The organism is Mycolicibacterium mageritense (genome assembly GCF_010727475.1).
GTDB classification, from domain to species: Bacteria; Actinomycetota; Actinomycetes; order Mycobacteriales; family Mycobacteriaceae; genus Mycobacterium; species Mycobacterium mageritense.
In genome coordinates this window covers 6,811,154-6,833,013 of sequence record NZ_AP022567.1, presented here as the reverse complement: position 1 = coordinate 6,833,013, position 21,860 = coordinate 6,811,154, and the positions used below count along the sequence as shown (strand labels likewise).

The following is a 21,860-nucleotide window of genomic DNA, read 5'->3' as shown; positions in this document are numbered from 1 at the left end:
GGCCCCGCTACGACTGCTTTACCAACGCCGGGTTGGCATCGCGGTTGTCGACTTCACCGAAACGCCAACGCCCTTCGCCGAGCAGTTCGAGGTGCAGCTCGTGATGCTGACCCACGGTGCTGCGGTGGGTGACGCTGACCAGGATCGTGTCCGGCAGTTGTTTGCGCACCAACGCGTAGAGCGTGTACTCCAGGCCCTCGTCGAGCGCCGAGGTCGCCTCGTCCATGAAGACCACCCGTGGTTTGGTCAGCAGCACGCGGGCAAACGCGATGCGCTGCTGTTCACCGGGGGAGAGCACCTTGGCCCAGTCCGCGACCTCGGACAGCCGCTGGGTGCACTGCGGCAGCGCCACCTGGTCGAAGGCCCACTGCAGATCCTCGTCGGAGATCTCGCCCGGCTTCTTCGGGTAGGACACCACCGCGCGAAGGTCACCGAGCGGGACATACGGCAGCTGCGACAGGAACATCGTCTCCTCGACGCCCTGCGGGCAGCGGAACGTGCCGGTGGCGTAAGGCCACAGCTGGGCGAGGCTGCGCAGCAGCGTGGTCTTCCCGCTGCCCGACTTGCCCGTGATGATCAGCGTGTCACCGCTTTCCAACCGCAGGTTCAGGGTGTCGATCAGGGGCTGGCCGGTAGGCGTGTGGATGTCGACGTCCTCGAGTTCGACGAGGCAGCTCTCGCTGGGTTCGACGGTCAGCTGGGGCAGCGCGCGGCTCTCTTCGTTGGCGACCACGAGACCGTGCAGACGCAGGATCGAGGCGCGCCAGCCGGCGAACCCGTCGTAGTTGTTCCGGAAGAACGACAGCCCGTCCTGGATGCTGCCGAACGCCGACGACGTCTGCGAGATGTCGCCGAGCTTGATCTCGCCGGCGAACATGCGCGGGCCCTGGATGATCCACGGCAGGGGATTGATGATCTGGCTCACCGTCAGGTTCCAGCCGTAGAACTTGACGGACCGGTTGATGAAGCGCTTGTAGTTGGTCACCACAGGGTCGAATCGCTGTCGCAGCTGCAGCCGTTCGGCGATCTCGCCGCGGTAGAACGCGACGGCCTCGGCCGCGTCGCGCAGGCGCACCAGCGCGTAGCGGAACGCGGCGTTGAACTTCTCGTTGTTGAAGGTCAACCGGACCAGCGGACGGCCGACCCAGAACGCGATCACGGTGGCCACCAGGACGTAGGCGAACGCGATCCAGAACATCGCCTTGGGCAGGGTGAAGCCGAACAGTGTGAGGTCGCCCGACAGGTTCCACAGGATCACGGTGAACGAACCGACGCTGACGATGGCGTCGATCGCGCCGAATAGCAGCGTGCTCTTGGTGAACGTGTTCGGGTTGCTCGGCAGCGGGCCGATGCCGTTGGTGAAGATGTCGATGTCGGACTGGATTCGCTGATCGGGGTTGTCGATCGTGTCGTCGATGAACCGCCCGCGGTAGTACGCCCTGCCGTCCAGCCAGTCACCCGTCAGCCGCGCCGTCAGCCACGCGCGCCATCTCAGCGTGAAGCGTTGCATCAGGAACAGGTCCAGCATCACGCGGACGACGTGGATCGTGGCCAGGATGCCGAAGTGGATCAGGGCCCACCAGAACCCGTCGACACCCGATTGCTTGACGGCTTCGTTGCCGGCACCCATGCCCTCGAACGCGGTCTGCGCCGCGGACATCAAGTCGTTGCCGTAATAGCTCATGAGGACGTCGATGCGCACGCCGCCGACCACCGACAGCAGCAGGACCGCCAGCCACACCCAGACGACGAGGCTCTCGCGTCCGGTGAAATACGCGCCGGTGATGCGCCACCACTGCCGGCCCCACGTCGTGAAAATCCCGAGCACCACGAGCACGATCAGGGTGGGCACCGCGGTGTAGAGCCACACGGTGGCAATCCACTTCAGCGATGCGCCCAGCTCGTTGCTCCAGTCGAGCGACGGAGTGAACATCTCCATTCCGGCAAGGTACCCCGACATTCGCGATGTGGCCTTTTCTGGGTGCGGGCACACCGGGAAATCGCCGGCGGGCCCGGTCGCGGCGTCCGACCGGTCTGGGACGCGGGGCCTCTCGGCCTCCGCGTACCGTGAACATGTGCCAAAGACGTCCAGCGCCAAACCGGGGCGCTTGAGCAGCAAGTTCTGGAAGCTTCTGGGTGCCTCCACCGAGCGGAATCAGGCCCGGTCACTCTCAGAGGTCAAAGGGGCGGCCGACTTCGAGAAGAAGGCCGCCGACCTGGACGACGAGCAGCTCAAGAAGGCGGCCAAGCTGCTCCAACTCGAGGATCTGGCCGAGTCGTCGGACATCCCGCAATTCCTCGCGATCGCCCGCGAGGCCGCTGAGCGGACGACGGCGCTGCGTCCTTTCGACGTCCAGCTGCTCGGCGCGTTGCGCATGCTCGCCGGTGACGTCGTCGAGATGGCCACCGGCGAAGGCAAGACGCTGTCGGGTGCCATCGCGGCCGCGGGTTATGCGCTCGGTGGTCGCAACGTGCACGTCATCACCATCAACGACTACCTGGCCCGCCGCGACGCCGAATGGATGGGCCCGCTGCTTGAGGCCATGGGGCTTACGGTCGGCTGGATCACCGCGGACTCGACCGCGGCCGAGCGGCGCGAGGCCTACAAGTGCGACGTCACCTACGCGTCGGTCAACGAGATCGGCTTCGACGTGCTGCGCGATCAGCTGGTCACCGACGTCGAGGATCTGGTGTCGCCCAATCCCGACGTCGCCCTCATCGACGAGGCCGACTCGGTCCTGGTCGACGAGGCGCTCGTCCCGCTCGTGCTGGCCGGCACGAGCCATCGCGAACAACCGCGCGTCGAGATCATCCGCATGGTCGGCGAGCTCGCGGCAGGCACCGATTTTGACACCGACGACGACAACCGCAACGTGCACCTCACCGAGGCCGGCGCGCGGAAATTGGAAGCTCGTCTCGGCAATATCGACCTGTACTCCGAGGAGCACGTCGCCACCACGCTCACCGAGATCAACGTGGCGCTGCACGCACACGTGCTGCTGCAGCGCGACGTGCACTACATCGTGCGCGACGACGCCGTGCACCTCATCAATGCGTCGCGTGGGCGCATCGCGTCACTGCAGCGCTGGCCGGACGGCCTGCAGGCCGCGGTCGAGGCCAAAGAGGGCATCGCCACCACCGAAACCGGCGAAGTGCTCGACACCATCACGGTGCAGGCCCTGATCAACCGGTATCCGACGGTGTGCGGCATGACCGGCACCGCGCTGGCCGCCGGTGAACAGCTGCGGCAGTTCTACAAGCTCGGGGTGTCGCCCATCCCGCCGAACAAGCCCAACGTCCGCGAGGACGAGACCGACCGCGTGTACATCACCGCCGCGGCCAAGACCGATGCGATCGTCGAGCACATCGCCGAGATCCACGAGACCGGACAGCCGGTCCTGGTCGGCACGCACGACGTGGCCGAATCCGAAGAGCTGCACGAGAAACTCGTCAAGGCGGGCGTCCCCGCCGTCGTGCTCAACGCCAAGAACGACGCCGAGGAAGCCGAGGTGATCGCGGAGGCGGGCAAGCTCGGCGCCGTCACGGTGTCGACCCAGATGGCCGGTCGCGGCACCGACATCCGGCTGGGCGGATCCGACGAGGAAGGCCACGACGAAGTCGCCGAACTCGGTGGCCTGCACGTGGTCGGCACCGGTCGGCACCACACCGAGCGGTTGGACAACCAGCTCCGCGGCCGGGCCGGCCGCCAGGGCGACCCGGGCTCGTCGGTGTTCTTCTCCAGCTGGGAGGACGAGGTCGTGGCGGCGCACCTCGAGCCGGGCAAACTGCCCACCGAGACCGACGAAGACGGCCGGGTGCTCAGCCCGAAGGCCGCGGGTCTGCTCGACCACGCGCAGCGCGTCGCCGAGGGACGCCTGCTCGACGTGCACGCCAACACCTGGCGCTACAACCAGCTCATCGCCCAGCAACGCGCCATCATCGTGGCCCGCCGCGACACCCTGTTGCGCACCGCGACCGCACGAGACGAGCTCCAAGAGCGGTCACCCGAGCGCTACGCCAAGCTGGCCGAGGATCTCGGTGAGGATGCCGAGGAGAAGCTGGAGAAGATCTGCCGGCTGATCATGCTGTACCACCTGGACCGCGGCTGGTGTGACCACCTTGCGTTCCTGGCCGACATCCGCGAGAGCATCCATCTGCGGGCCCTCGGCAGGCAGAACCCGCTCGACGAATTCCACCGGATGGCCGTCGACGCGTTCGCCTCGCTGGCCGCCGACGCCATCGAAGCCGCGCAGCAGACATTCGACACCGCAGAGTCGATCGAGGACGAGCCCGGCGTCGATCTGTCCAAGCTGGCCAGGCCCACGTCGACGTGGACGTACATGGTGCACGACAACCCGCTCAACGACGACACCATGTCGGCGCTGAGCCTGCCGGGGGTGTTCCGCTAGGTTTTAGACATGGACCACGCGCCTGCTCCCGAGGGCAGGAGCGCAGCGAGTCGGGCCGCGCCGTCCTCGTCCGATCGCGTGGTCACCGTGCCCAACGCGCTCAGCGTGCTGCGGCTGGTGCTGGTGCCGGTCTTCCTGTGGCTGCTGTTCGGCGCCCACGCCAACGGCTGGGCGGTCGCGGTGCTGATGTTCAGCGGCTTCTCCGACTGGGCCGACGGCAAGATCGCGCGGCTCGTGGCCAACCAGTCGTCCCGGCTGGGGGCGCTCCTCGACCCGCTCGTGGACCGCATCTACATGGTGACGGTCCCGGTCGCGTTGGCCTTTGCCGGTGTCGTGCCGTGGTGGCTCGTGGTCACGCTGCTGGGACGTGATGCGGTGCTGGCGGCCACCCTGCCGCTGGTGCGCAGCCGCGGCCTGGCCGCGCTTCCGGTGACCTATCTGGGCAAGGCCGCCACGTTCGCACTGATGTCGGGATTCCCGCTGGTGCTGCTGGGCCAGTGGGATGCGTTGTGGAGCAGGGTGATCCTGGCTTGCGGCTGGGCGTTCCTGATCTGGGGGCTGGCGCTGTACCTGTGGTCGGGCGTGCTGTACCTGATCCAGGTCGTTCTCGTGATGCGGCGGATGCCGAGAGTGCGATGAGCATGCTCGGGGGCTACGGCTCGGAAGCAGGCCTCAACCACCACGAGGCCGACGCGCCCAAGCGCATTCCCGTGCCGTCGCTGCTGCGCTCACTGTTGTCCGAGCATCTCGATCCCGGTTACGCCGCGGCCGCCGCAGCCCGCGCCGAAGGCGGTCGGCCACGGCGGCGGGTGTTCGATTGGGGTTGGCAACTGCTGGCAGCGTTCGCGATCGCGACGGTGTTCGCGGTGGCAGCCGCGCAGGCGCAGACCGCGGCTCCCGCCGCGCGCGAGGCCCAGCACGCGCTCGCCGGCCGCGTGCGCGCCGTCGAGGTGGCCGCGGACAAGGCCAGTACGCAACGCGACGCACTCAGCGACCAGGTCGACGCCGAACGCCGCACGCGGCTGGGCATGGACGAGAACGGCCAGCAGTTGCTCGGTCAGCTCGACGAGGCCAACATCGCGGCGGCCGCGACCCCGATGATCGGGCCGGGACTGACCGTGACCGTCACCGATCCCGGGGTGTCCAAGGATCTCAGCGACGTGTCCAAGCAGCGTGTCGCGGGCAGCAGGCAGGTGATACTGGACCGCGATCTGCAGTTGGTGGTGAATTCGCTGTGGGGCAGCGGCGCCGAAGCGGTTTCGGTGGGCGGGGTCCGCGTCGGCGCGGGCGTAACCATCCGGCAGGCCGGCGGCGGGATTCTGGTCGACAATCAACCGATCACCAGTCCGTATGTCATCGTCGCCATCGGCCCGCCGAACAGCATGGCCGACGCGTTCGACCGCAGTCCGGGGTTGCACCGTATGCGCTTGCTGGAGACCTCCTACGGTGTGGGAGTGAACGTCAGCGCGGGGGACGGCCTGACGGTGCCCGCGGTGTCGGTGCGGGATGTGAACTTCGCCAAGGAGATTGGACCGCCGTGAAGCAGACAGGATTGACGGGGTAGATGATCGGAATCGCCGCACTTGTCGTCGGGATCGTGCTGGGGCTGGTGTTCCACCCCAGCGTGCCGGAGTTCGTCGAGCCCTATCTGCCGATCGCCGTGGTGGCGGCGCTCGATGCGGTGTTCGGCGGCTTGCGCGCTTATCTGGAACGGATTTTCGACTCCAAGGTTTTCGTGGTGTCGTTCGTGTTCAACGTCCTGGTCGCCGCGCTGATCGTCTACGTCGGTGACCAGCTCGGGGTGGGCACGCAGCTCTCCACGGCCATCATCGTGGTGCTCGGCATCCGCATCTTCGGTAACGCTGCCGCGCTGCGGCGCAGGCTGTTCGGCGCGTGACAGGTTCTGACATGAGCGAATCCGAATCCGAACCCACGCCCGCCGACCAGCCGGCCGAACGACACGCCGAAGTGCCGGGCGAACATCACGGACGCCACGAGATGCCGCCGGACGTCTCGCCGCGCCGCTTCCGCAATCTTCGGGTGCTGCAACGCAGTCGGTCGCAGTTGGTCTTCGGCGCGCTCGGCGTTTTGCTGTGTGCACTGCTGGGTGTCGCGATCGTCACACAGGTGCGGCAGAACGACTCCGGCGATTCACTCGAAACCGCGCGGCCGGCAGATCTGCTGGTGCTGCTGGATTCCCTGCAACAGCGCGAGGCCTCGCTCAACACCGAGGTGGCCGACCTGCAGCAGACCCTGCGGCAGCTGCAGGCCTCCGGCAGCAGCGACCAGGCCGCGATCGAGAACGCGCAGGCCAGGCTGGCTGCGCTGTCCATCCAGATCGGCACGGTCGCGGCCACCGGGCCGGGTGTGACCTTGACCATCGAGGACACCGCGCCCGGCGTGGCCGCGGAGACCATGCTCGACGTGATCAACGAGCTGAGAGCCGCAGGGGCAGAGGCCATCGAGATCCGCGGCGGCGCCCCCGACCAGCAGACCGCGGTGCGCGTCGGGGTCGACACGTGGGTGGCCGGGACGCCAGGAGCGCTGAGCGTGGACAACGTGGCCCTTGGGCCGCCGTATTCAGTTCTGGCGATTGGTGATCCGCCGACGCTGGCGGCGGCGATGAACATTCCCGGCGGGGCAATGGACAGTGTGAAGCGTGTCGGCGGCTCGATGGTGGTACAACAAGCCGAACGGGTGGACGTGACGGCCTTGCGGCAACCGAAACCGCGCCAATACGCTCAGCCCGTCAAATGAGCGCCACAATGAGGCCTGACAATCGACAAGGAGTGTCGTGAGCGATATCCCAGCCGACCTGTACTACACCACCGAGCATGAGTGGGTGTTGCGTACCGGTGATGACACGGTCCGCGTCGGAATCACCGATTACGCGCAGTCCGCGTTGGGTGACGTGGTGTTCGTCCAGCTGCCGGACGTCGGTGCCGACCTCGCATCGGGCGATTCGTTCGGCGAGGTGGAGTCCACCAAGTCGGTGTCGGACCTCTACGCCCCGGTTACGGCGAAAGTCGTTGCCGTCAACGGTGATCTGGAGGGCAGCCCTCAGCTGGTCAACTCCGACCCCTACGGCGACGGCTGGCTGGTCGATCTGCGGCTCGAGGCGGGCACCGTGGACGAGGCGCTGGCCGGTCTGCTGGACGCCGACGGGTACCGTGCCGCGGTGACCGAGTAATCAATTGTTAGGGTTTGGCTCGACCGGTTCGACCGTGAACAGCGCGCACAAGATCTACCCCATCGGATCCGGCGGTGGTGGATACAACGACGCCCGTTGCGCGGTACGGTCGACGTGAGACCGACGACGGCTGGGGGCCCGCCGGGCAACGCCACAGCAGCCAGTGAGGAGCAGCGGGTGACGGACAAAGACAGCAATTTGGGGGCTGACCAGACGTCGGAAGAGGTCACGGTGGAGACCACATCGGTTTTCCGCGCGGACTTCCTCAACGAGCTGGATGCGCCTGCTTCGGCAGGCACCGAGGGGGCCGTCTCGGGCGTCGAGGGCCTGCCTGCCGGTTCGGCCCTCCTCGTCGTGAAGCGCGGCCCCAACGCCGGTTCGCGATTCTTGCTGGATCAGGCCACCACCTCGGCCGGACGGCACCCCGACAGCGACATCTTCCTCGACGATGTCACGGTCAGCCGGCGGCATGCCGAGTTCCGTTTGGAGCGCGGTGAGTTCCAGGTGGTCGACGTGGGCAGCCTCAACGGCACCTACGTCAACCGCGAGCCGGTCGACTCGGCCGTGCTCGCCAACGGTGACGAGGTCCAGATCGGCAAGTTCCGGCTGGTGTTCCTCACCGGACCGAAGTCCGACGACGACAGCGGCGCAGCCGGCTAGCTGATGACTGCCCCCGACAGACCTGCACTGGCCGGGATGTCGATCGGCGCAGTCCTTGACCTGCTGCGGGGCGACTTTCCGGACGTGACCATCTCCAAGATCCGATTCCTGGAGGCCGAGGGGTTGGTCACGCCGGAACGCACCGCGTCGGGATACCGCCGGTTCACGGCATACGACTGTGCCCGGCTGCGGTTCATCCTGACCGCACAACGCGACCAGTATCTGCCGCTCAAGGTCATCAAGGCGCAACTCGACGCCCAGCCCGACGGCGAGTTGCCGCAATCCGGAACCGCTTACGGGGTACCGCGTTTGGTGCCGGTCGCCGACGGTGGTGCCGAAGGGGACACGGGTGTGTCCGGGGTGGCGCCGACGCAGGTGCGGCTGTCCCGCGAGGATCTGCTGGCCAAGTCGGGTATCGACGAGGAGTTGCTCGGCGCACTCGTCAAAAACGGCGTGATCACCACCGGTGCGGCCGGATTCTTCGACGAACACTCGGTCGTGATCGCGCAATGCGCCAGGGCGCTGGCTGATTACGGGGTCGAGCCGCGACATCTGCGGGCGTTCCGCTCCGCCGCCGACAGGCAGTCGGATCTCATCGCTCAGATCGCGGGACCGGTGGTCAAGGCCGGTAAGGCCGGTGCGCGGGACCGGGCCGACGACCTCGCGCGCGAAGTTGCGGCACTGGCGATCACGTTGCACACGTCGCTCATCAAGTCGGCGGTGCGCGACGTTCTGGATCGCTGAGGATTAGACTCGAATTCTGACGGCTACTTCGTCAAAGGGTCAGGGTCCGGCGCGTGACAGCGACGGACAAACAGCGACGAAACAGCACAGCGGTGCGGAGGGTAGGCACAGATGGCTGAGGTTCGGGTGGTCGGTATTCGCGTGGAGCAGCCGCAGAACCAGCCGGTATTGCTGCTGCGCGAATCCAACGGTGACCGCTATCTGCCGATCTGGATCGGGCAGTCCGAGGCCGCGGCCATCGCATTGGAGCAGCAGGGTGTCGAGCCCGCGCGGCCGCTGACGCATGATCTGATCCGAGATCTGATTGCCGCGCTTGGGCATTCACTCAAAGAGGTGCGCATCGTCGACCTCCAGGAGGGCACGTTCTACGCCGACCTGATCTTCGATCGCGACATCAAGGTTTCGGCACGGCCGTCGGATTCGGTCGCCATCGCGCTGCGGGTCGGCGTGCCGATCTACGTCGAGGAGGCAGTGCTGGCCGAGGCCGGTCTGCTGATCCCGGACGAGAACGACGAGGAAGCCGCAGGCACCGTCCGTGAGGACGAGGTCGAGAAGTTCAAAGAGTTCCTGGACAGCGTGTCGCCGGACGACTTCAAGGCGACATGACCGCCGCCCGGGCCGGGTTTGTCACGGATGCGTCTCAACTGGGGCGCGTGGCGTCGACACGCGGCGCGGGTGTCATCCAAGTCTCGTTCGGCCAGCCATACTTTGATGGCGACGAGCAGTCAGGGCTCGGCGGGAAGCGTATGCTCGACACATTCGGGCTCGCAGCAAACGTGCTGCAGTGCAGGTCACGGCAGTATGGAAGCTGACGGGTCTGATCGGCGAGAGGATTCACAGTGGGTGACACGCCACGGCAGGAAGAGCTGGATCTGACCACCGCATCCGGTGGTCAACCGCCTGTCAGGCCGTCCAGCGAGCCCGTCCAGGCGGGGTTGTTCCCCGACGATTCCGTACCCGACGAGCTCGTCGGCTACCGCGGCCCCAGCGCCTGCCAGATCGCGGGCATCACGTATCGCCAGCTGGACTACTGGGCGCGCACGTCGCTGGTGGTGCCGTCCATCCGCGGCGCGGCCGGCTCGGGCAGTCAGCGGCTCTACTCGTTCAAGGACATCCTGGTCCTCAAGATCGTGAAGCGGTTGCTGGACACCGGCATCTCGCTGCACAACATCCGCGTCGCGGTGGATCACCTGCGCCAGCGCGGTGTGCAGGATCTGGCCAACATCACGCTGTTCTCCGACGGCACCACGGTTTACGAGTGCACGTCGGCCGAAGAAGTGGTCGACCTGCTGCAGGGCGGCCAGGGGGTGTTCGGCATCGCGGTATCCGGAGCCATGCGGGAGCTGACCGGCGCCATCGCCGACTTCCCGGGCGAGCGTGCCGACGGTGGCGAGTCGATCGCAGCACCCGAGGACGAGCTGGCGTCGCGCCGCAAGAGCCGCGACCGCAAGATCGGCTGAATTTTCTCCCGCGAACAGACACGCAGGTACCCGTAGACCGCCGTTTCCGGGTACCGGAGCGTCTGCTCGCCGGTGTGGGGTGAGCTGCCGGTAGAATCGTCGGCGCATCGCCCTTGCGCGGGAGAGTTCCGTGATCGCCAGTCACGGACGCCGAAGGAGCAACACCTCTCCGTCAACCTCTCAGGCACCCAGGACCGCGCCGGGCCCCGATGCCTCTGGAAAGTGGTGCCCGTCGGGGTGCCCGCCCATGGGGAAAGGCCCACCGTCATGGGCCGAATCTCTCAGGCACCCGGACCGGGTCGACGACAGAGGGAGAGGGCAGTAGCGCCAGCTGCGCCTCTAACCAGGGGAGACGTCGTGTCCGAGATATCCAGGTTCGTCGATCGTCACATCGGTCCGGACTCCGCCGCAGTAACCACCATGCTCGATGTGATCGGCGTGGCCTCCCTTGACGAACTCGCCGCGAAGGCGCTGCCCGCCGGCATCCTCGACGCGCTGGGCGCCAACGGGCTCGCACCCGGCCTGGAGCAGCTGCCCGCCGCCGCGGCCGAGCACGAGGCCCTCGCCGAACTGCGCGCGCTGGCCGACTCGAACACCGTCGCGGTCTCGATGATCGGCCAGGGCTACTTCGACACCCTGACGCCGCCGGTGTTGCGGCGCAACATTCTTGAGAACCCGGCCTGGTACACGGCCTACACGCCGTACCAGCCGGAGATCAGCCAGGGCCGGCTGGAGGCCCTGCTCAATTTCCAGACCATGGTGAGCGATCTGACGGGTCTCGAGGTGGCCAACGCCTCGATGCTCGACGAGGGCACCGCCGCGGCCGAGGCCATGACGCTCATGCACCGCGCCACCAAGTCGAAGGCGAACCGCCTGGTCGTCGACGCCGACATCTACACCCAGACCGCGGCAGTGCTCGCGACCCGGGCGCAGCCGCTCGGCATCGAGATCGTCACCGCCGACCTGCGCGACGGCTTGCCCGAAGGTGACTTCTTCGGCGTGATCGTGCAGTTGCCGGGCGCCAGCGGGCGCGTCGACGATTGGTCGGGATTGATCGCCGAGGCCCACGACCGTGGCGCCCTGGTGGCGGTCGGTGCCGACCTGTTGGCGCTGACCGTGATCACCCCGCCCGGCGAGATCGGTGCCGACGTGGCCTTCGGCACCAGCCAACGGTTCGGTGTGCCAATGGGATTCGGTGGGCCACATGCCGGCTACCTGGCTGTGCACGCCAAGCATGCCCGCCAACTGCCGGGGCGCCTGGTCGGCGTTTCGGTGGACGCCGACGGCGCACCGGCATACCGGTTGGCGCTGCAGACCCGCGAACAACACATCCGTCGCGACAAGGCGACCAGCAACATCTGCACCGCGCAGGTGCTGCTGGCGGTGATTGCCGCGATGTATGCGAGCTACCACGGCGCGGCGGGCCTGACCGCCATCGCGCGACGCGTGCACGGGCACGCCGAGGCGATCGCAGCCGGGTTGGGCGACGCTCTGGTGCATGACAAGTACTTCGACACCGTGCTCGCCCGGGTGCCGGGCCGGGCCGACGACGTGATCGCCGCTGCCAAGGCCAAGGGCATCAACCTGTGGCGCGTCGACGCCGACCACGTGTCGGTGTCGTGTGACGAGGCCACCACCGACGCTCACGTGGCCGCGGTGCTGGAGGCCTTCGGCGTCGGGCCGGCAGAGGCGCGCTGTGCGGGCATCGTCACGCGTACGTCTGGGTTCCTCACCCACCCGGCGTTCACCCGCTACCGCACCGAGACCGAGATGATGCGCTACCTGCGGTCGTTGGCGGACAAGGACATTGCGCTGGACCGCAGCATGATCCCGCTGGGCTCGTGCACCATGAAGCTCAATGCGGCGGCCGAGATGGAACCCATCACATGGGCCGAATTCGCCCGCCAGCATCCCTTCGCACCGGCTTCGGACAACCCCGGGTTGCGTAGGCTGATCGCCGATCTGCAGTCCTGGCTGACCGCCATCACCGGCTACGACGAGGTGTCGCTGCAGCCCAACGCCGGTTCGCAGGGCGAGTACGCGGGCCTGCTGGCGATCAAGGCCTACCACGACGCCCGCGGGGACGCCGCCCGCGACATCTGCCTGATCCCGTCGAGCGCACACGGCACCAACGCGGCCTCGGCCGCGCTCGCGGGCATGCGGGTCGTCGTGGTGGCCTGCCGCGAGAACGGCGACGTCGACCTCGACGACCTGCGCGCCAAGATCGCCCAGCACTCCGATCGCATTGCGGCCCTGATGATCACCTACCCGTCCACGCACGGCGTGTACGAACACGACGTCGCCGACATCTGCGCCGCGGTCCACGATGTGGGCGGCCAGGTGTACGTCGACGGCGCGAACCTCAACGCGCTGGTCGGGCTGGCCCGGCCGGGGCGTTTCGGCGGCGACGTCAGCCATCTCAACCTGCACAAGACGTTCTGCATCCCGCACGGGGGCGGCGGCCCCGGTGTAGGTCCGGTGGCGGTGCGCGCGCACCTGGCGCCGTTCCTGCCGGGTCACCCGCTGGCCGACGAATTGCCCGATGAGCACACGGTTTCGGCCGCACCATACGGGTCGGCGTCGATCCTGCCGATCACGTGGGCCTACATCCGCATGATGGGCGCGGACGGCCTGCGGGCCGCGTCGCTCACCGCGATCGCGTCGGCCAACTACATCGCGCGCCGGCTCGACGAGTACTACCCGGTGCTCTACACGGGCGAGAACGGCATGGTCGCCCACGAGTGCATCCTGGATCTGCGCGGTATCACCAAGGCCACCGGGGTCACGGTCGACGACGTCGCGAAGCGACTGGCGGACTTCGGCTTCCACGCGCCGACCATGAGCTTCCCGGTGGCGGGCACCCTGATGGTGGAGCCGACGGAGAGTGAGAGCCTGGCCGAGGTCGACGCGTTCTGCGACGCGATGATCGCGATCCGCGCCGAGATCGACCGGGTCGGTTCGGGGGAGTGGCCGGTGGACGACAATCCGTTGCGCGGTGCGCCGCACACGGCCGAGTGCCTGCTGGTGGCCGACTGGGATCACCCGTACACGCGCGAGCAGGCCGCCTATCCGCTGGGCAAGGGCTTTCGGGCGAAGGTCTGGCCGCCGGTGCGCCGCATCGACGGGGCATACGGGGACCGGAACCTGGTGTGCTCGTGCCCGCCTGTCGAGGCGTTCGCGTAATACGTCAGGAGCGCCGCCCGAACCGGGCGGCGCTCCCAAACGGTCTTTGCCGAGCCGGCGATCAGCCCAGCATGGTGCTGATCGCCGTCGTCAACTCCGGTGACGTCGAGTTGGCGATGTGCTGGTAGGTACCGCCGCTGGCCTCTGCCACGCCTTCCCAGGTGGCCCGGTCGGTGTCGCCGCCGAAGTCGATCACGTTGACCGCGACGGGGCGGGCCGGATCGAACGCACCCTTGATGAAGTCCTGCAGTCCCGGCCCGTCGAGGCTGCGATCGCTGTGCGGCCCGGTCGTGATGACCAGGACCGAATTGCCCTGACCCTCACGGAAATTGGCCATGGCCTCGGTGTAGACCAGGCGCAGCGTGGTGAACGACACCGCGCCGCCGCCCGAAGCGGTCTGCTCTTCGAGCGTGGAGCTGAGCACCTCTGAGCGCGGTTGGCCGCCGACCTGGTCCGACAGCGGCCCGGTCGACACCGCCGACCGGCCCTCGGTGCCGTCGAACGTCCACAGCCCGACCTCCGCGCCTGAGGGCAGGGCCTGCAGTCGCGTGTTGAGTGCGGCCACGACGTTGGCCAACCGTGATTTGCCGCCCTCGTCGGTGGGCATCGACTGGTCGAGCATGATCGTCACCGCGGGCGTCTTGGCCGGCGCCGTCATGGTGTTGGCCAGGGTCACCCGCGTGGCGTCGTCGCCCACCGACACCGCCGCACCCAACGGTCCGAAGTCGGTGACGTCGCTCGACGGCGCCGTGGTGCCCTCGGCCCGGAATCCGGCCTTGGCCAGTTCCTCGAGCTGTTCGGGTTTGCGCAACGCCCTTGAGAACTCGCTGGCCGCGGTGACCTGCTCCTGGGACAGCCAGTCGCCGGCCAGCAACACCGTCGGGTAATCCGCAACGGCCGTCGGGCCGGGCGGCAACCAACCCGCGATGTCACTCTTGGCGTCGCTCATGGTGGCGGCGCGCGCGAACAGCTGCTGCTCGGTGGTGGCCACCGCGTGTACCGGGGCCGTTGCCGGGTCGGACGCGTTCACCATCGCGTCGATCGCCGTGTTGAGCTCGTTGTCGTCGAGCTTGGGCTGACCGCTGAGCAGGGTGTTGACCGCACCGATGCCCGCGGTGGCCGGCGCCCCGTTCGGTGCCGACGCCGACGCCACGGCCTCGCCCACGAGGTAGCTCGCGTCGCCGTTGCCGCGTGTGGGCAGCGCAAGCTTGAGTGCACCCCAGCCGGGCAGCTTCAAACCGGCCAGCGCGTTCGGGTCGGTCTGCAGTTTCGGCAGCGTCGACCAACTCTGCTGCGCGAGCGCGTCTTTCAGCGGAGGCCGCACCGCCAGCAGCACGGGTGAGGTGACCAGGGACCGGCTGTCGCTGACGGTCTTGGCACCCGCGGTGGCTTCCAGGCGGGCCTCGGCGATCTGGCTCGACGGGATCCACAGGGCTGGCCGTTCCCCGAGTTCTTCGGGCCACGTGTTGGCGAAACCGCTCACGACCTGATCGGAGCTGGCCGACTTGACCTGAACCTTGATGCAGCGGTCGCCGACCGGGCTCGCGGTCTCGTTGTACTTGTTGGCCAGCGTCTCGATGTGCGACGCAATGGTCGGGTCGGCGACCACGGCCACCGACAGTTCGCCGTCGACGCAGCGCGCCGCCGCGGCGTCGCTGCGGCTCGACAGCATGTCGCCGAAGAACCGCCACAGGATGACCGCGGCAACCACCACCACGACCGTGACCAGTGCCACGATGACGCCGACGCTGACCCCGCGCCTGCCGCCGGCCACCGCGCGATGGCTGCCCGTCCACTCGCCGCCGTCCCACTCACCGGTGTGCTGCGGGCCGGTCGGGGTCGACGGGGGCGGACCGCCTGCCGCGCTGAACTTCGCGGTCGGGGCATCGCGATCGTCGTCGTAGCCGTCGGCGTAGTCGTCACCGTAGGTGTCGTCGTACTCGTTGTCGTAATCGTCGGCGTACTCGTCGTACTCGTCGCCGCTGTACCCGGGCTGAGCCGGTGCCGGTTCGTCGTAGTCGTCACGGTATCGCGACGTGCGATAGCCGGGCTCGGGTTGGCGGTAGTCGGGCTCGCGGTACTGCGACGGCCGGTGGCCGGGCTGGTCGTAACCGGGCTGCGGGTAGTCCGGCCGGTCGTCTCGGTCACCGCGTCCGCGCGGATAGTCCGACTCATACCGGTACGACGGCGGCTCCGGCTCGTCGTATCCCTGGTCGGGGTCGGGCTCGTACCGTGCTTCGTCGTCGGAATCGTCAGGATCGGGAATGCTGTGTCTGCCCAAACCTAGCCACCCCAAACCCTGTACTCGAAGCGTCGATTCGCCATCCGACCCCGCCGCAGTCTAGTCACCGGGCAGCGGCGCCGGCTTTGAACTCGCGCCTGCGTCGGTGCAGGATCGGCTCTGTGTACCCGTTGGGCTGCTCGGCTCCCGACAGGATCAACTCCTGCGCGGCCTGGAACGCGATGCTGGCGTCCGGGTTCGGCGCCATCGGCAGGTAGTCGGCGTCCTTGGCGTTCTGCTCGTCGACCACGGCCGCCATGCGGCGCAGGCTGGCCTTGACGTCCTCGGCCGTGATTACGCCGTGGCGCAGCCAGTTGGCCAGCAGCTGGCTGGAGATGCGCAGCGTTGCGCGGTCTTCCATCAGCGCGACGTTGTGGATGTCGGGCACCTTCGAGCAGCCGACACCCGCGTCGATCCAGCGGACCACGTAACCGAGGATCGACTGGCAGTTGTTGTCGACCTCTTCGTGGATCTCCTCGGGCGACCAGGTCAGCGACGAGTCGGCCAGCGGGATGGTCAGCAGGTCGTCGATGCTCGCGCGGGACTTGCCGACCAGTTCCTTCTGCACCTCGTACACGTCCACCTGGTGGTAGTGCATGGCGTGCAGCGTGGCGGCGGTGGGTGAGGGCACCCACGCCGTGGTGGCGCCGGCCTTGGGCTGGCCGATCTTCTGCTCGACCATGTCGGCCATGAGCTCGGTCATGGCCCACATGCCCTTGCCGATCTGGGCCTTGCCCGACAGGCCCGTGGCGAGGCCGATGTCGACGTTGTTGTCCTCGTAGGCCTTGATCCACGGCTGCGACTTCATCGCACCCTTGCGGATCATCGGGCCGGCCTCCATCGAGGTGTGGATCTCGTCGCCCGTGCGGTCGAGGAATCCGGTGTTGATGAACACCACGCGGTCGGCTGCGGCTTTGATGCACGCCTTGAGGTTGACCGTGGTGCGCCGCTCTTCGTCCATGATGCCGACCTTGAGCGTCGCCTCGGGCAGTCCCAGCACGTCCTCGACGCGGCTGAACAGCTCGCACGTGAACGCGACCTCGTCGGGACCGTGCATCTTGGGCTTGACGATGTAGACCGAACCGGTGCGGCTGTTCTGCAGCGGCCCGTTGTCGTCACTGGTCTTGAGGCCGTGCATCGCGATCAGGCCCGTGAACAGGGCGTCCTGGATGCCCTCGGGGATCTCGTTGCCTTCGGCATCCACGATGGCGTCGTTGGTCATCAAGTGACCGACGTTGCGGACGAAGAGCAGGCTGCGGCCCGGCAGGGTCAGCTCGCCCTCGCCGTCGGGGGTCGTGAAGGTGCGGTCGGGGTTGAGGACGCGCGTGAAGGTCTTGCCGCCCTTGCTGACCTCTTCGGCCAGGTCGCCCTTGTTCAGGCCCAGCCAGTTGCGGTAGCCCAGCACCTTGTCGTCGGCGTCGACAGCAGCCACGGAGTCCTCGAAGTCCATGATCGTGGTGATCGCGGATTCCAGCACGACGTCCTTGATGCCCGCGGCGTCGGTGGCGCCGACGGGGGAGTCGGGGTCGATCAGGATCTCGATATGCAGGCCGTTGTGCTTGAGCAGCACCGACCACTGCGGCTCGCCCAGCTTGCCCGTGTAGCCGACGAACTGCTCTGGCGTGGCGAGGCCGGTCGACAGGCCGTCACCGTAGGTGACCACCAGCTCCCCGTCGTCGATCTTCAGCCCGGTGGCGTCGCTCCACGATCCGGCCGCCAACGGGACCGCCTCGTCGAGGAAGTTGCGTGCGTACGCGATGACCTTGTCGCCGCGGATCTGGTTGTAGCCGGTGCCCTTCTCGGCGCCGTCGTCCTCGGGAATGACATCGGTGCCGTACAGCGCGTCGTAGAGCGAGCCCCATCGCGCGTTGGCTGCGTTGAGCGCGAACCGCGCGTTGAGGATCGGCACCACGAGCTGCGGGCCCGCGGTGGTGGTGATCTCGTCGTCGACGCCCGCGGTGGTGATCGTGAAGTCGTCAGGCTCGGGCTGCAGGTAGCCGATGTCGATCAGGAACTGCTTGTAGGCGGCCGCGTCGAGCGGCTCGATGACATGCGCCCGGTGATACTTGTCGATCTGGGCCTGGAGGTCGTCGCGGCGGGCCAGCAGCTCCTGGTTCTTGGGCGTGAGGTCGGCGACGACCTTGTCCACACCCGACCAGAAGGTGTCCGGGTCTACTCCGGTGCCGGGCAGCGCCTCATTCGTGATGAAGTCGTGCAGCACCTTGGCAACGCGCAGGTTTCCGACCGTCACGCGATCAGACATGCTTTCCTCCCTCGGCTCCAGACGCCGCGCGGCGTCTGCCGTTGATCCAGCTTACCCATCGGTAACGTCGGCATTTCGTGCGTCCGTCCTGATGAGCAACAGCTCACACCGGTTTGCCAGCGTGGCCCGCAACGGGGCCGCTCGTTCGGCGATCCGCTGCTGCGCCCTGACGTATTCGGCACGCCCGGTCGCTGTTTCGATTGCAATCGGCTCGAAACCATAGCTTGTCAGGTCGTACGGGCTTGCGCGCATATCCAGGGCCCGCGCGTCGGCCGCGAGTTCGAGAGCGTCCATGACGAGTTCGGACGGCACCAGTGGGCCCAGCTTGTAGGCCCACTTGTAACAGTCCATGGCGGCGTGGATGCATCCGGGCTGCTCGGTGGCGACCTGTTCGTCGCGGGTCAGGTGTCGGCTGTTGCGTGCGACGGCCGGCTCGGTGAAGAACCGGAACGCATCGAAATGACTGCAGCGCAACGGCATCGAATCCACCACGGCGTCGGTTTCGGCCGGCCCCAGGCGCAGTGGCACCTGGCCGTGCCGCACCTCGGGCGCCCGGTACACCATGGCCCATTCATGCAGGCCGAAACAGTTGAGCTGCGGCGGCCGGCTCGCGGTGGCCCGCAGCAGGCGCGCGACGAACCGGACCGTTTCGATGCGGGACTCCAGGTGTTCGGCGCGGACCGTGACGCCGTCGGGGTGCGGACCGTATCCGGTGCGGCCAAGGTAGGCGCGGGCGTCGTCACCTGCGAGTACCACGCCGTATCCGGGATGCCATCGACGCAGCTGGCGAGGTCGCAGGCTGTAATACGTGAACAGGAAATCCCACACCGGGTGTGGTTCTCCCGCCTGGCGGCGGCGCACGTGCGGTGTGAGGAAGTTGTCCACCCGGCGCCGGTGTGATTCGGCTCGGACGGTCCAATCTTCGGCAGGCAGAACCTCGCCGGTGGTGTCGGTGTCGGTGACGCGCTCCATGGTCAGCTCGGACATGGCGCGTTCCGTCGCTGTGCCATGTCTCCTCCACTCGGTGGCCCGCCCCGGCCGTGCGGCTCGAGCCTACCTGCGGCCCGTCGCGGTCATCGGTCACTGCCCGCGGTTGCGAACACCCTGGCGCCGAGCGTCTTGCCGAGCACGAGCGCACCTCAACTGCTGCCGCCGGCATCCGCTGCCGCCAGCAAAGCCTGACTGGTTTGCAGCCGAGCTCAGATGCGGTGCGTGCCGTCGCGCACGGTCCCGACGAGATCCTCGACCAGATCCTCCAGTGCGACCATCGCGGTCACGGCGCCGTCGGGTCCGGTTGCCAGCGCCAGGTGACTGTTGTTGCGCCGCAGGCGCGACAGCGCGTCGGGCACCGGTAGCGACGCGGCCAACCGGGGCAGGGGCCGGACCATCGCGACGTCCAGCACCGCGTCGGGATCCTCGACCTGCGGCAGCACATCCTTGATGTGGAGATACCCGATGAACGCACCCGACGCGTCCACCACCGGGAAGCGTGAATAGCCCGTCTCGGTGAGCGCGCGTTCGACGGCACCGACGGTCGGCCCGGAACCCGGAGCCGCCACCGGGATGACATGGATCTGGTCCAGCGGCATGGCGACATCGGCGACGGTCCTGCTGCGGGTCTGCAGCGCGCGGGTCAGCCGGCTGTGCTCCTCGGTGTCCAGCAGGCCTTCCGACACCGACTCCGCGATCATCTCGGACAGCTCGACAGTGGACACCGCGGACTCAAGCTCGTCGCGCGGTTCGACCCGGAACGCTCGCAGGGTCGTGTTGGCGCACCAGTTGTAGAACGCGATGAACGGCCGGGCCGCGCGGATGTACACCAGATACGGCGGGATCAGCAGCATCGCGGCCGATTCGGGGCCCGCGATCGCGATGTTCTTCGGCACCATCTCACCGAGGAGCACGTGCAGGATCACCACGATTGCCAGTGCCACGAAGAACGACACCGTGTGCAGCACCGCTTCCGAGATGCCAAGCAGTGCAAACGGTTTCTCCAGCAGATGGGCCACCGCGGGTTCGCCGACCCGGCCGAGCAGGATCGAGCAGATCGTGATGCCGAGCTGCGCGCCGGCCAGCATGAGCGAGAGGTTCTCACCGGCCCGGATCACCGTAACGGCGCTCTTCTTGCCCTGCTCGGCCAGCGCCTGCAGGCGGTCGCGGCGCGCCGAGATGAGCGCGAACTCGGACGCGACGAAGAACGCGTTGGCGCCGAGCAGCAGCACCGTCAGCAGAACCCCGAAGATGTCACCCATCAGCTGTCACCTCCCGAGCCCAGCTCGGTGAGATCGAGCAGGTCGATCCGGCGGCCGTCCATCCGCACCACGGTCGCGCGCCAGCGCACCGGATTGTCGAGGGGCCCGTCGGGGTCGAACGCCGTCAGGTCGACCGATTCACCTGCCTCGGGGATGTGCCCGAGCTCCTGCAGCACGAGGCCGCCGATGGTCTCGTATTCGCCTTCGGCAGCACGGAATCCGGTCTCGGTGGCCACCTCGTCGATGCGCAACAGGCCCGACACGCGCCAGCCCTGCCCGGCCGGCACCACATCGGGCGTGGCGTCGTCGTGCTCGTCGCGGACGTCGCCGACGATCTCCTCGATCAGATCCTCGACCGTGACCATTCCCGCGGTACCGCCGTACTCGTCGACGACGAGCGCGGTCTGCAGGCCGTTCGCCCGGATCTGTGCCATCACCGCGTCACCGTCGAGCGTCGACGGGACCGTCGCGACCGGCAACGCCAGCGCGGCCAGGCGCGTGCCCGCACGGTCCTTGTGCGGCACGGTGAAGACCTGCTTGACGTGCACCATGCCGATCGTGGCGTCGAGATCGCCGTCGACGATGGGGAAACGCGAGTAACCGGTCCTGATCGCGGTCGCCATCAGATCGGCCACGGTGTCGTCGGAGTCGAGGGTCTCGATCTTCGACCGAGGCGTCATCAGCTCCTCGGCGGTGCGTTCACCGAACTGCAGGGAACGGTCGACGAGCGTTGCTGTGGTGGGGTCCAGCGAACCGCTGCGCGCGGAGTTGCGCACGAGCGATGCCAGTTCCTGGCCGGTGCGTGCCGACCGCAGCTCTTCAGCGGGCTCGATGCCGATGCGGCGCAGGATCCAGTTCGCGGTGCCGTTGGTGAGCCGGATGACCGGTGTGAACAGCATCGAGAACAGCACCTGGAAGGGCGCCGCGGCGCGCGCGGTCGGCACGGCCCGTGCCACCGCGAGGTTCTTGGGCACCAACTCGCCGAACACCATGGACAGCGAGGTCGCGATCAGCACCGCCAGGAACAGTGCCAGCCCGCTCGCGAGGTTCGCGGGCAGCCCGAGCGCGTCGAGTCCGGGCCGGATCAACCTGCCCACGACGGGTTCCGCGAGATAGCCGGTGGCCAGCGTGGTGATCGAGATGCCGACCTGGGCGCCGGACAGCTGGAAGGACAGTGTGCGGTGCGCGCGGCGAACCAACTGATCGCGGCGGTCGCCCGAGCGGGCGTTGGCCTCGACAGTGCTGCGCTCGAGTGCGGTCAGGGAGAACTCGGCCGCCACGAACACCGCGGTGCCGAAGGTGAGCACCACGATGGCCAGGATCGACAGCAGCGAGAACACCACTTCGGTCGAGCCGCTCATCGCGTCCTCGCCAGGGGGGCGCCGGGCAGCGAGCCCGGCTGACTAGTGGAGGGATCC

General features: G+C 67.8%; 17 protein-coding genes and 1 riboswitch. Of the genes, 11 read left to right on the top strand and 6 right to left on the bottom strand.

Going from position 1 to position 21,860, the window contains the following annotated elements; all coding sequences use genetic code 11:
* Positions 1-7 precede the first annotated feature (7 nt).
* Positions 8-1,939, bottom strand: a complete 1,932-nt coding sequence (locus G6N67_RS32935) for an ABC transporter ATP-binding protein/permease (protein ID WP_036439810.1) — start codon at positions 1,937-1,939, stop codon at positions 8-10.
* A 136-nt stretch (positions 1,940-2,075) separates the two neighbouring features.
* Here G6N67_RS32935 and secA2 point away from each other — a divergent pair, with 136 nt between their 5' ends.
* The 11 genes from secA2 to gcvP all read left to right on the top strand — a co-directional run bounded on the left by secA2 (position 2,076) and on the right by gcvP (position 13,646).
* Positions 2,076-4,409 (top strand): accessory Sec system translocase SecA2, encoded by a 2,334-nt coding sequence (gene secA2 / locus G6N67_RS32930; protein ID WP_036439812.1) that lies wholly within the window; start codon positions 2,076-2,078, stop codon positions 4,407-4,409.
* Between the two features lie 9 nt (positions 4,410-4,418).
* Positions 4,419-5,048 carry a CDP-alcohol phosphatidyltransferase family protein gene (locus G6N67_RS32925; protein WP_036439814.1) on the top strand — a complete coding sequence of 210 codons (630 nt, stop codon included), beginning with the start codon at positions 4,419-4,421 and terminating at the stop codon, positions 5,046-5,048.
* A complete protein-coding gene (locus G6N67_RS32920) occupies positions 5,045-5,950 on the top strand; it encodes a DUF881 domain-containing protein (protein ID WP_036439816.1) in 906 nt (301 codons plus the stop codon). The genes G6N67_RS32925 and G6N67_RS32920 overlap by 4 nt, the downstream gene beginning before the upstream one ends.
* A 23-nt stretch (positions 5,951-5,973) precedes the next feature.
* On the top strand, positions 5,974-6,306 hold the full coding sequence (locus G6N67_RS32915; protein ID WP_036439818.1) for a small basic family protein: 333 nt from the start codon (positions 5,974-5,976) through the stop codon (positions 6,304-6,306).
* An 11-nt stretch (positions 6,307-6,317) separates the two neighbouring features.
* Entirely contained in the window at positions 6,318-7,166 is an 849-nt protein-coding gene (locus G6N67_RS32910; RefSeq protein WP_163642391.1) for a DUF881 domain-containing protein, read from the top strand.
* 37 nt (positions 7,167-7,203) lie between these two features.
* Positions 7,204-7,599: a glycine cleavage system protein GcvH gene (gene gcvH / locus G6N67_RS32905; RefSeq protein ID WP_036439822.1), complete on the top strand. Its 396-nt coding sequence runs from the start codon at positions 7,204-7,206 to the stop codon at positions 7,597-7,599.
* 177 nt (positions 7,600-7,776) lie between these two features.
* The gene (gene garA, locus G6N67_RS32900; RefSeq protein ID WP_036439825.1) at positions 7,777-8,259 is read left to right on the top strand and encodes a glycogen accumulation regulator GarA; all 483 of its coding nucleotides are present in this window, start codon (positions 7,777-7,779) and stop codon (positions 8,257-8,259) included.
* 3 nt (positions 8,260-8,262) lie between these two features.
* The gene (gene ftsR, locus G6N67_RS32895) at positions 8,263-9,003 is read left to right on the top strand and encodes a transcriptional regulator FtsR (protein ID WP_036439828.1); all 741 of its coding nucleotides are present in this window, start codon (positions 8,263-8,265) and stop codon (positions 9,001-9,003) included.
* Between the two features lie 111 nt (positions 9,004-9,114).
* Positions 9,115-9,609 (top strand): bifunctional nuclease family protein, encoded by a 495-nt coding sequence (locus G6N67_RS32890; RefSeq protein ID WP_036439829.1) that lies wholly within the window; start codon positions 9,115-9,117, stop codon positions 9,607-9,609.
* Between the two features lie 233 nt (positions 9,610-9,842).
* A complete protein-coding gene (locus tag G6N67_RS32885) occupies positions 9,843-10,463 on the top strand; it encodes a MerR family transcriptional regulator (protein WP_036439834.1) in 621 nt (206 codons plus the stop codon).
* A gap of 108 nt (positions 10,464-10,571) precedes the next feature.
* A riboswitch (glycine riboswitch) is annotated at positions 10,572-10,670 on the top strand.
* A gap of 150 nt (positions 10,671-10,820) precedes the next feature.
* Entirely contained in the window at positions 10,821-13,646 is a 2,826-nt protein-coding gene (gene gcvP, locus G6N67_RS32880; protein WP_036439836.1) for an aminomethyl-transferring glycine dehydrogenase, read from the top strand.
* A 61-nt stretch (positions 13,647-13,707) separates the two neighbouring features.
* On the opposite strand, the gene G6N67_RS32875 is transcribed toward gcvP, so the two are convergent.
* The 5 genes from G6N67_RS32875 to G6N67_RS32855 all read right to left on the bottom strand — a co-directional run bounded on the left by G6N67_RS32875 (position 13,708) and on the right by G6N67_RS32855 (position 21,803).
* Positions 13,708-15,927, bottom strand: a complete 2,220-nt coding sequence (locus tag G6N67_RS32875) for a substrate-binding domain-containing protein (protein ID WP_036439838.1) — start codon at positions 15,925-15,927, stop codon at positions 13,708-13,710.
* Positions 15,928-15,991: 64 nt separating this feature from the next.
* A complete protein-coding gene (locus tag G6N67_RS32870; protein ID WP_036439840.1) occupies positions 15,992-18,190 on the bottom strand; it encodes a malate synthase G in 2,199 nt (732 codons plus the stop codon).
* Positions 18,191-18,241: 51 nt separating this feature from the next.
* On the bottom strand, positions 18,242-19,177 hold the full coding sequence (locus G6N67_RS32865; RefSeq protein ID WP_235684078.1) for a 3-methyladenine DNA glycosylase: 936 nt from the start codon (positions 19,175-19,177) through the stop codon (positions 18,242-18,244).
* Between the two features lie 212 nt (positions 19,178-19,389).
* Complete coding sequence (locus G6N67_RS32860; RefSeq protein WP_036439842.1) at positions 19,390-20,442, bottom strand: hemolysin family protein; 1,053 nt, start codon at positions 20,440-20,442, stop codon at positions 19,390-19,392.
* On the bottom strand, positions 20,442-21,803 hold the full coding sequence (locus tag G6N67_RS32855) for a hemolysin family protein (protein ID WP_036439845.1): 1,362 nt from the start codon (positions 21,801-21,803) through the stop codon (positions 20,442-20,444). The genes G6N67_RS32860 and G6N67_RS32855 overlap by 1 nt, the downstream gene beginning before the upstream one ends.
* Between the last annotated feature and the right edge of the window lie 57 nt (positions 21,804-21,860).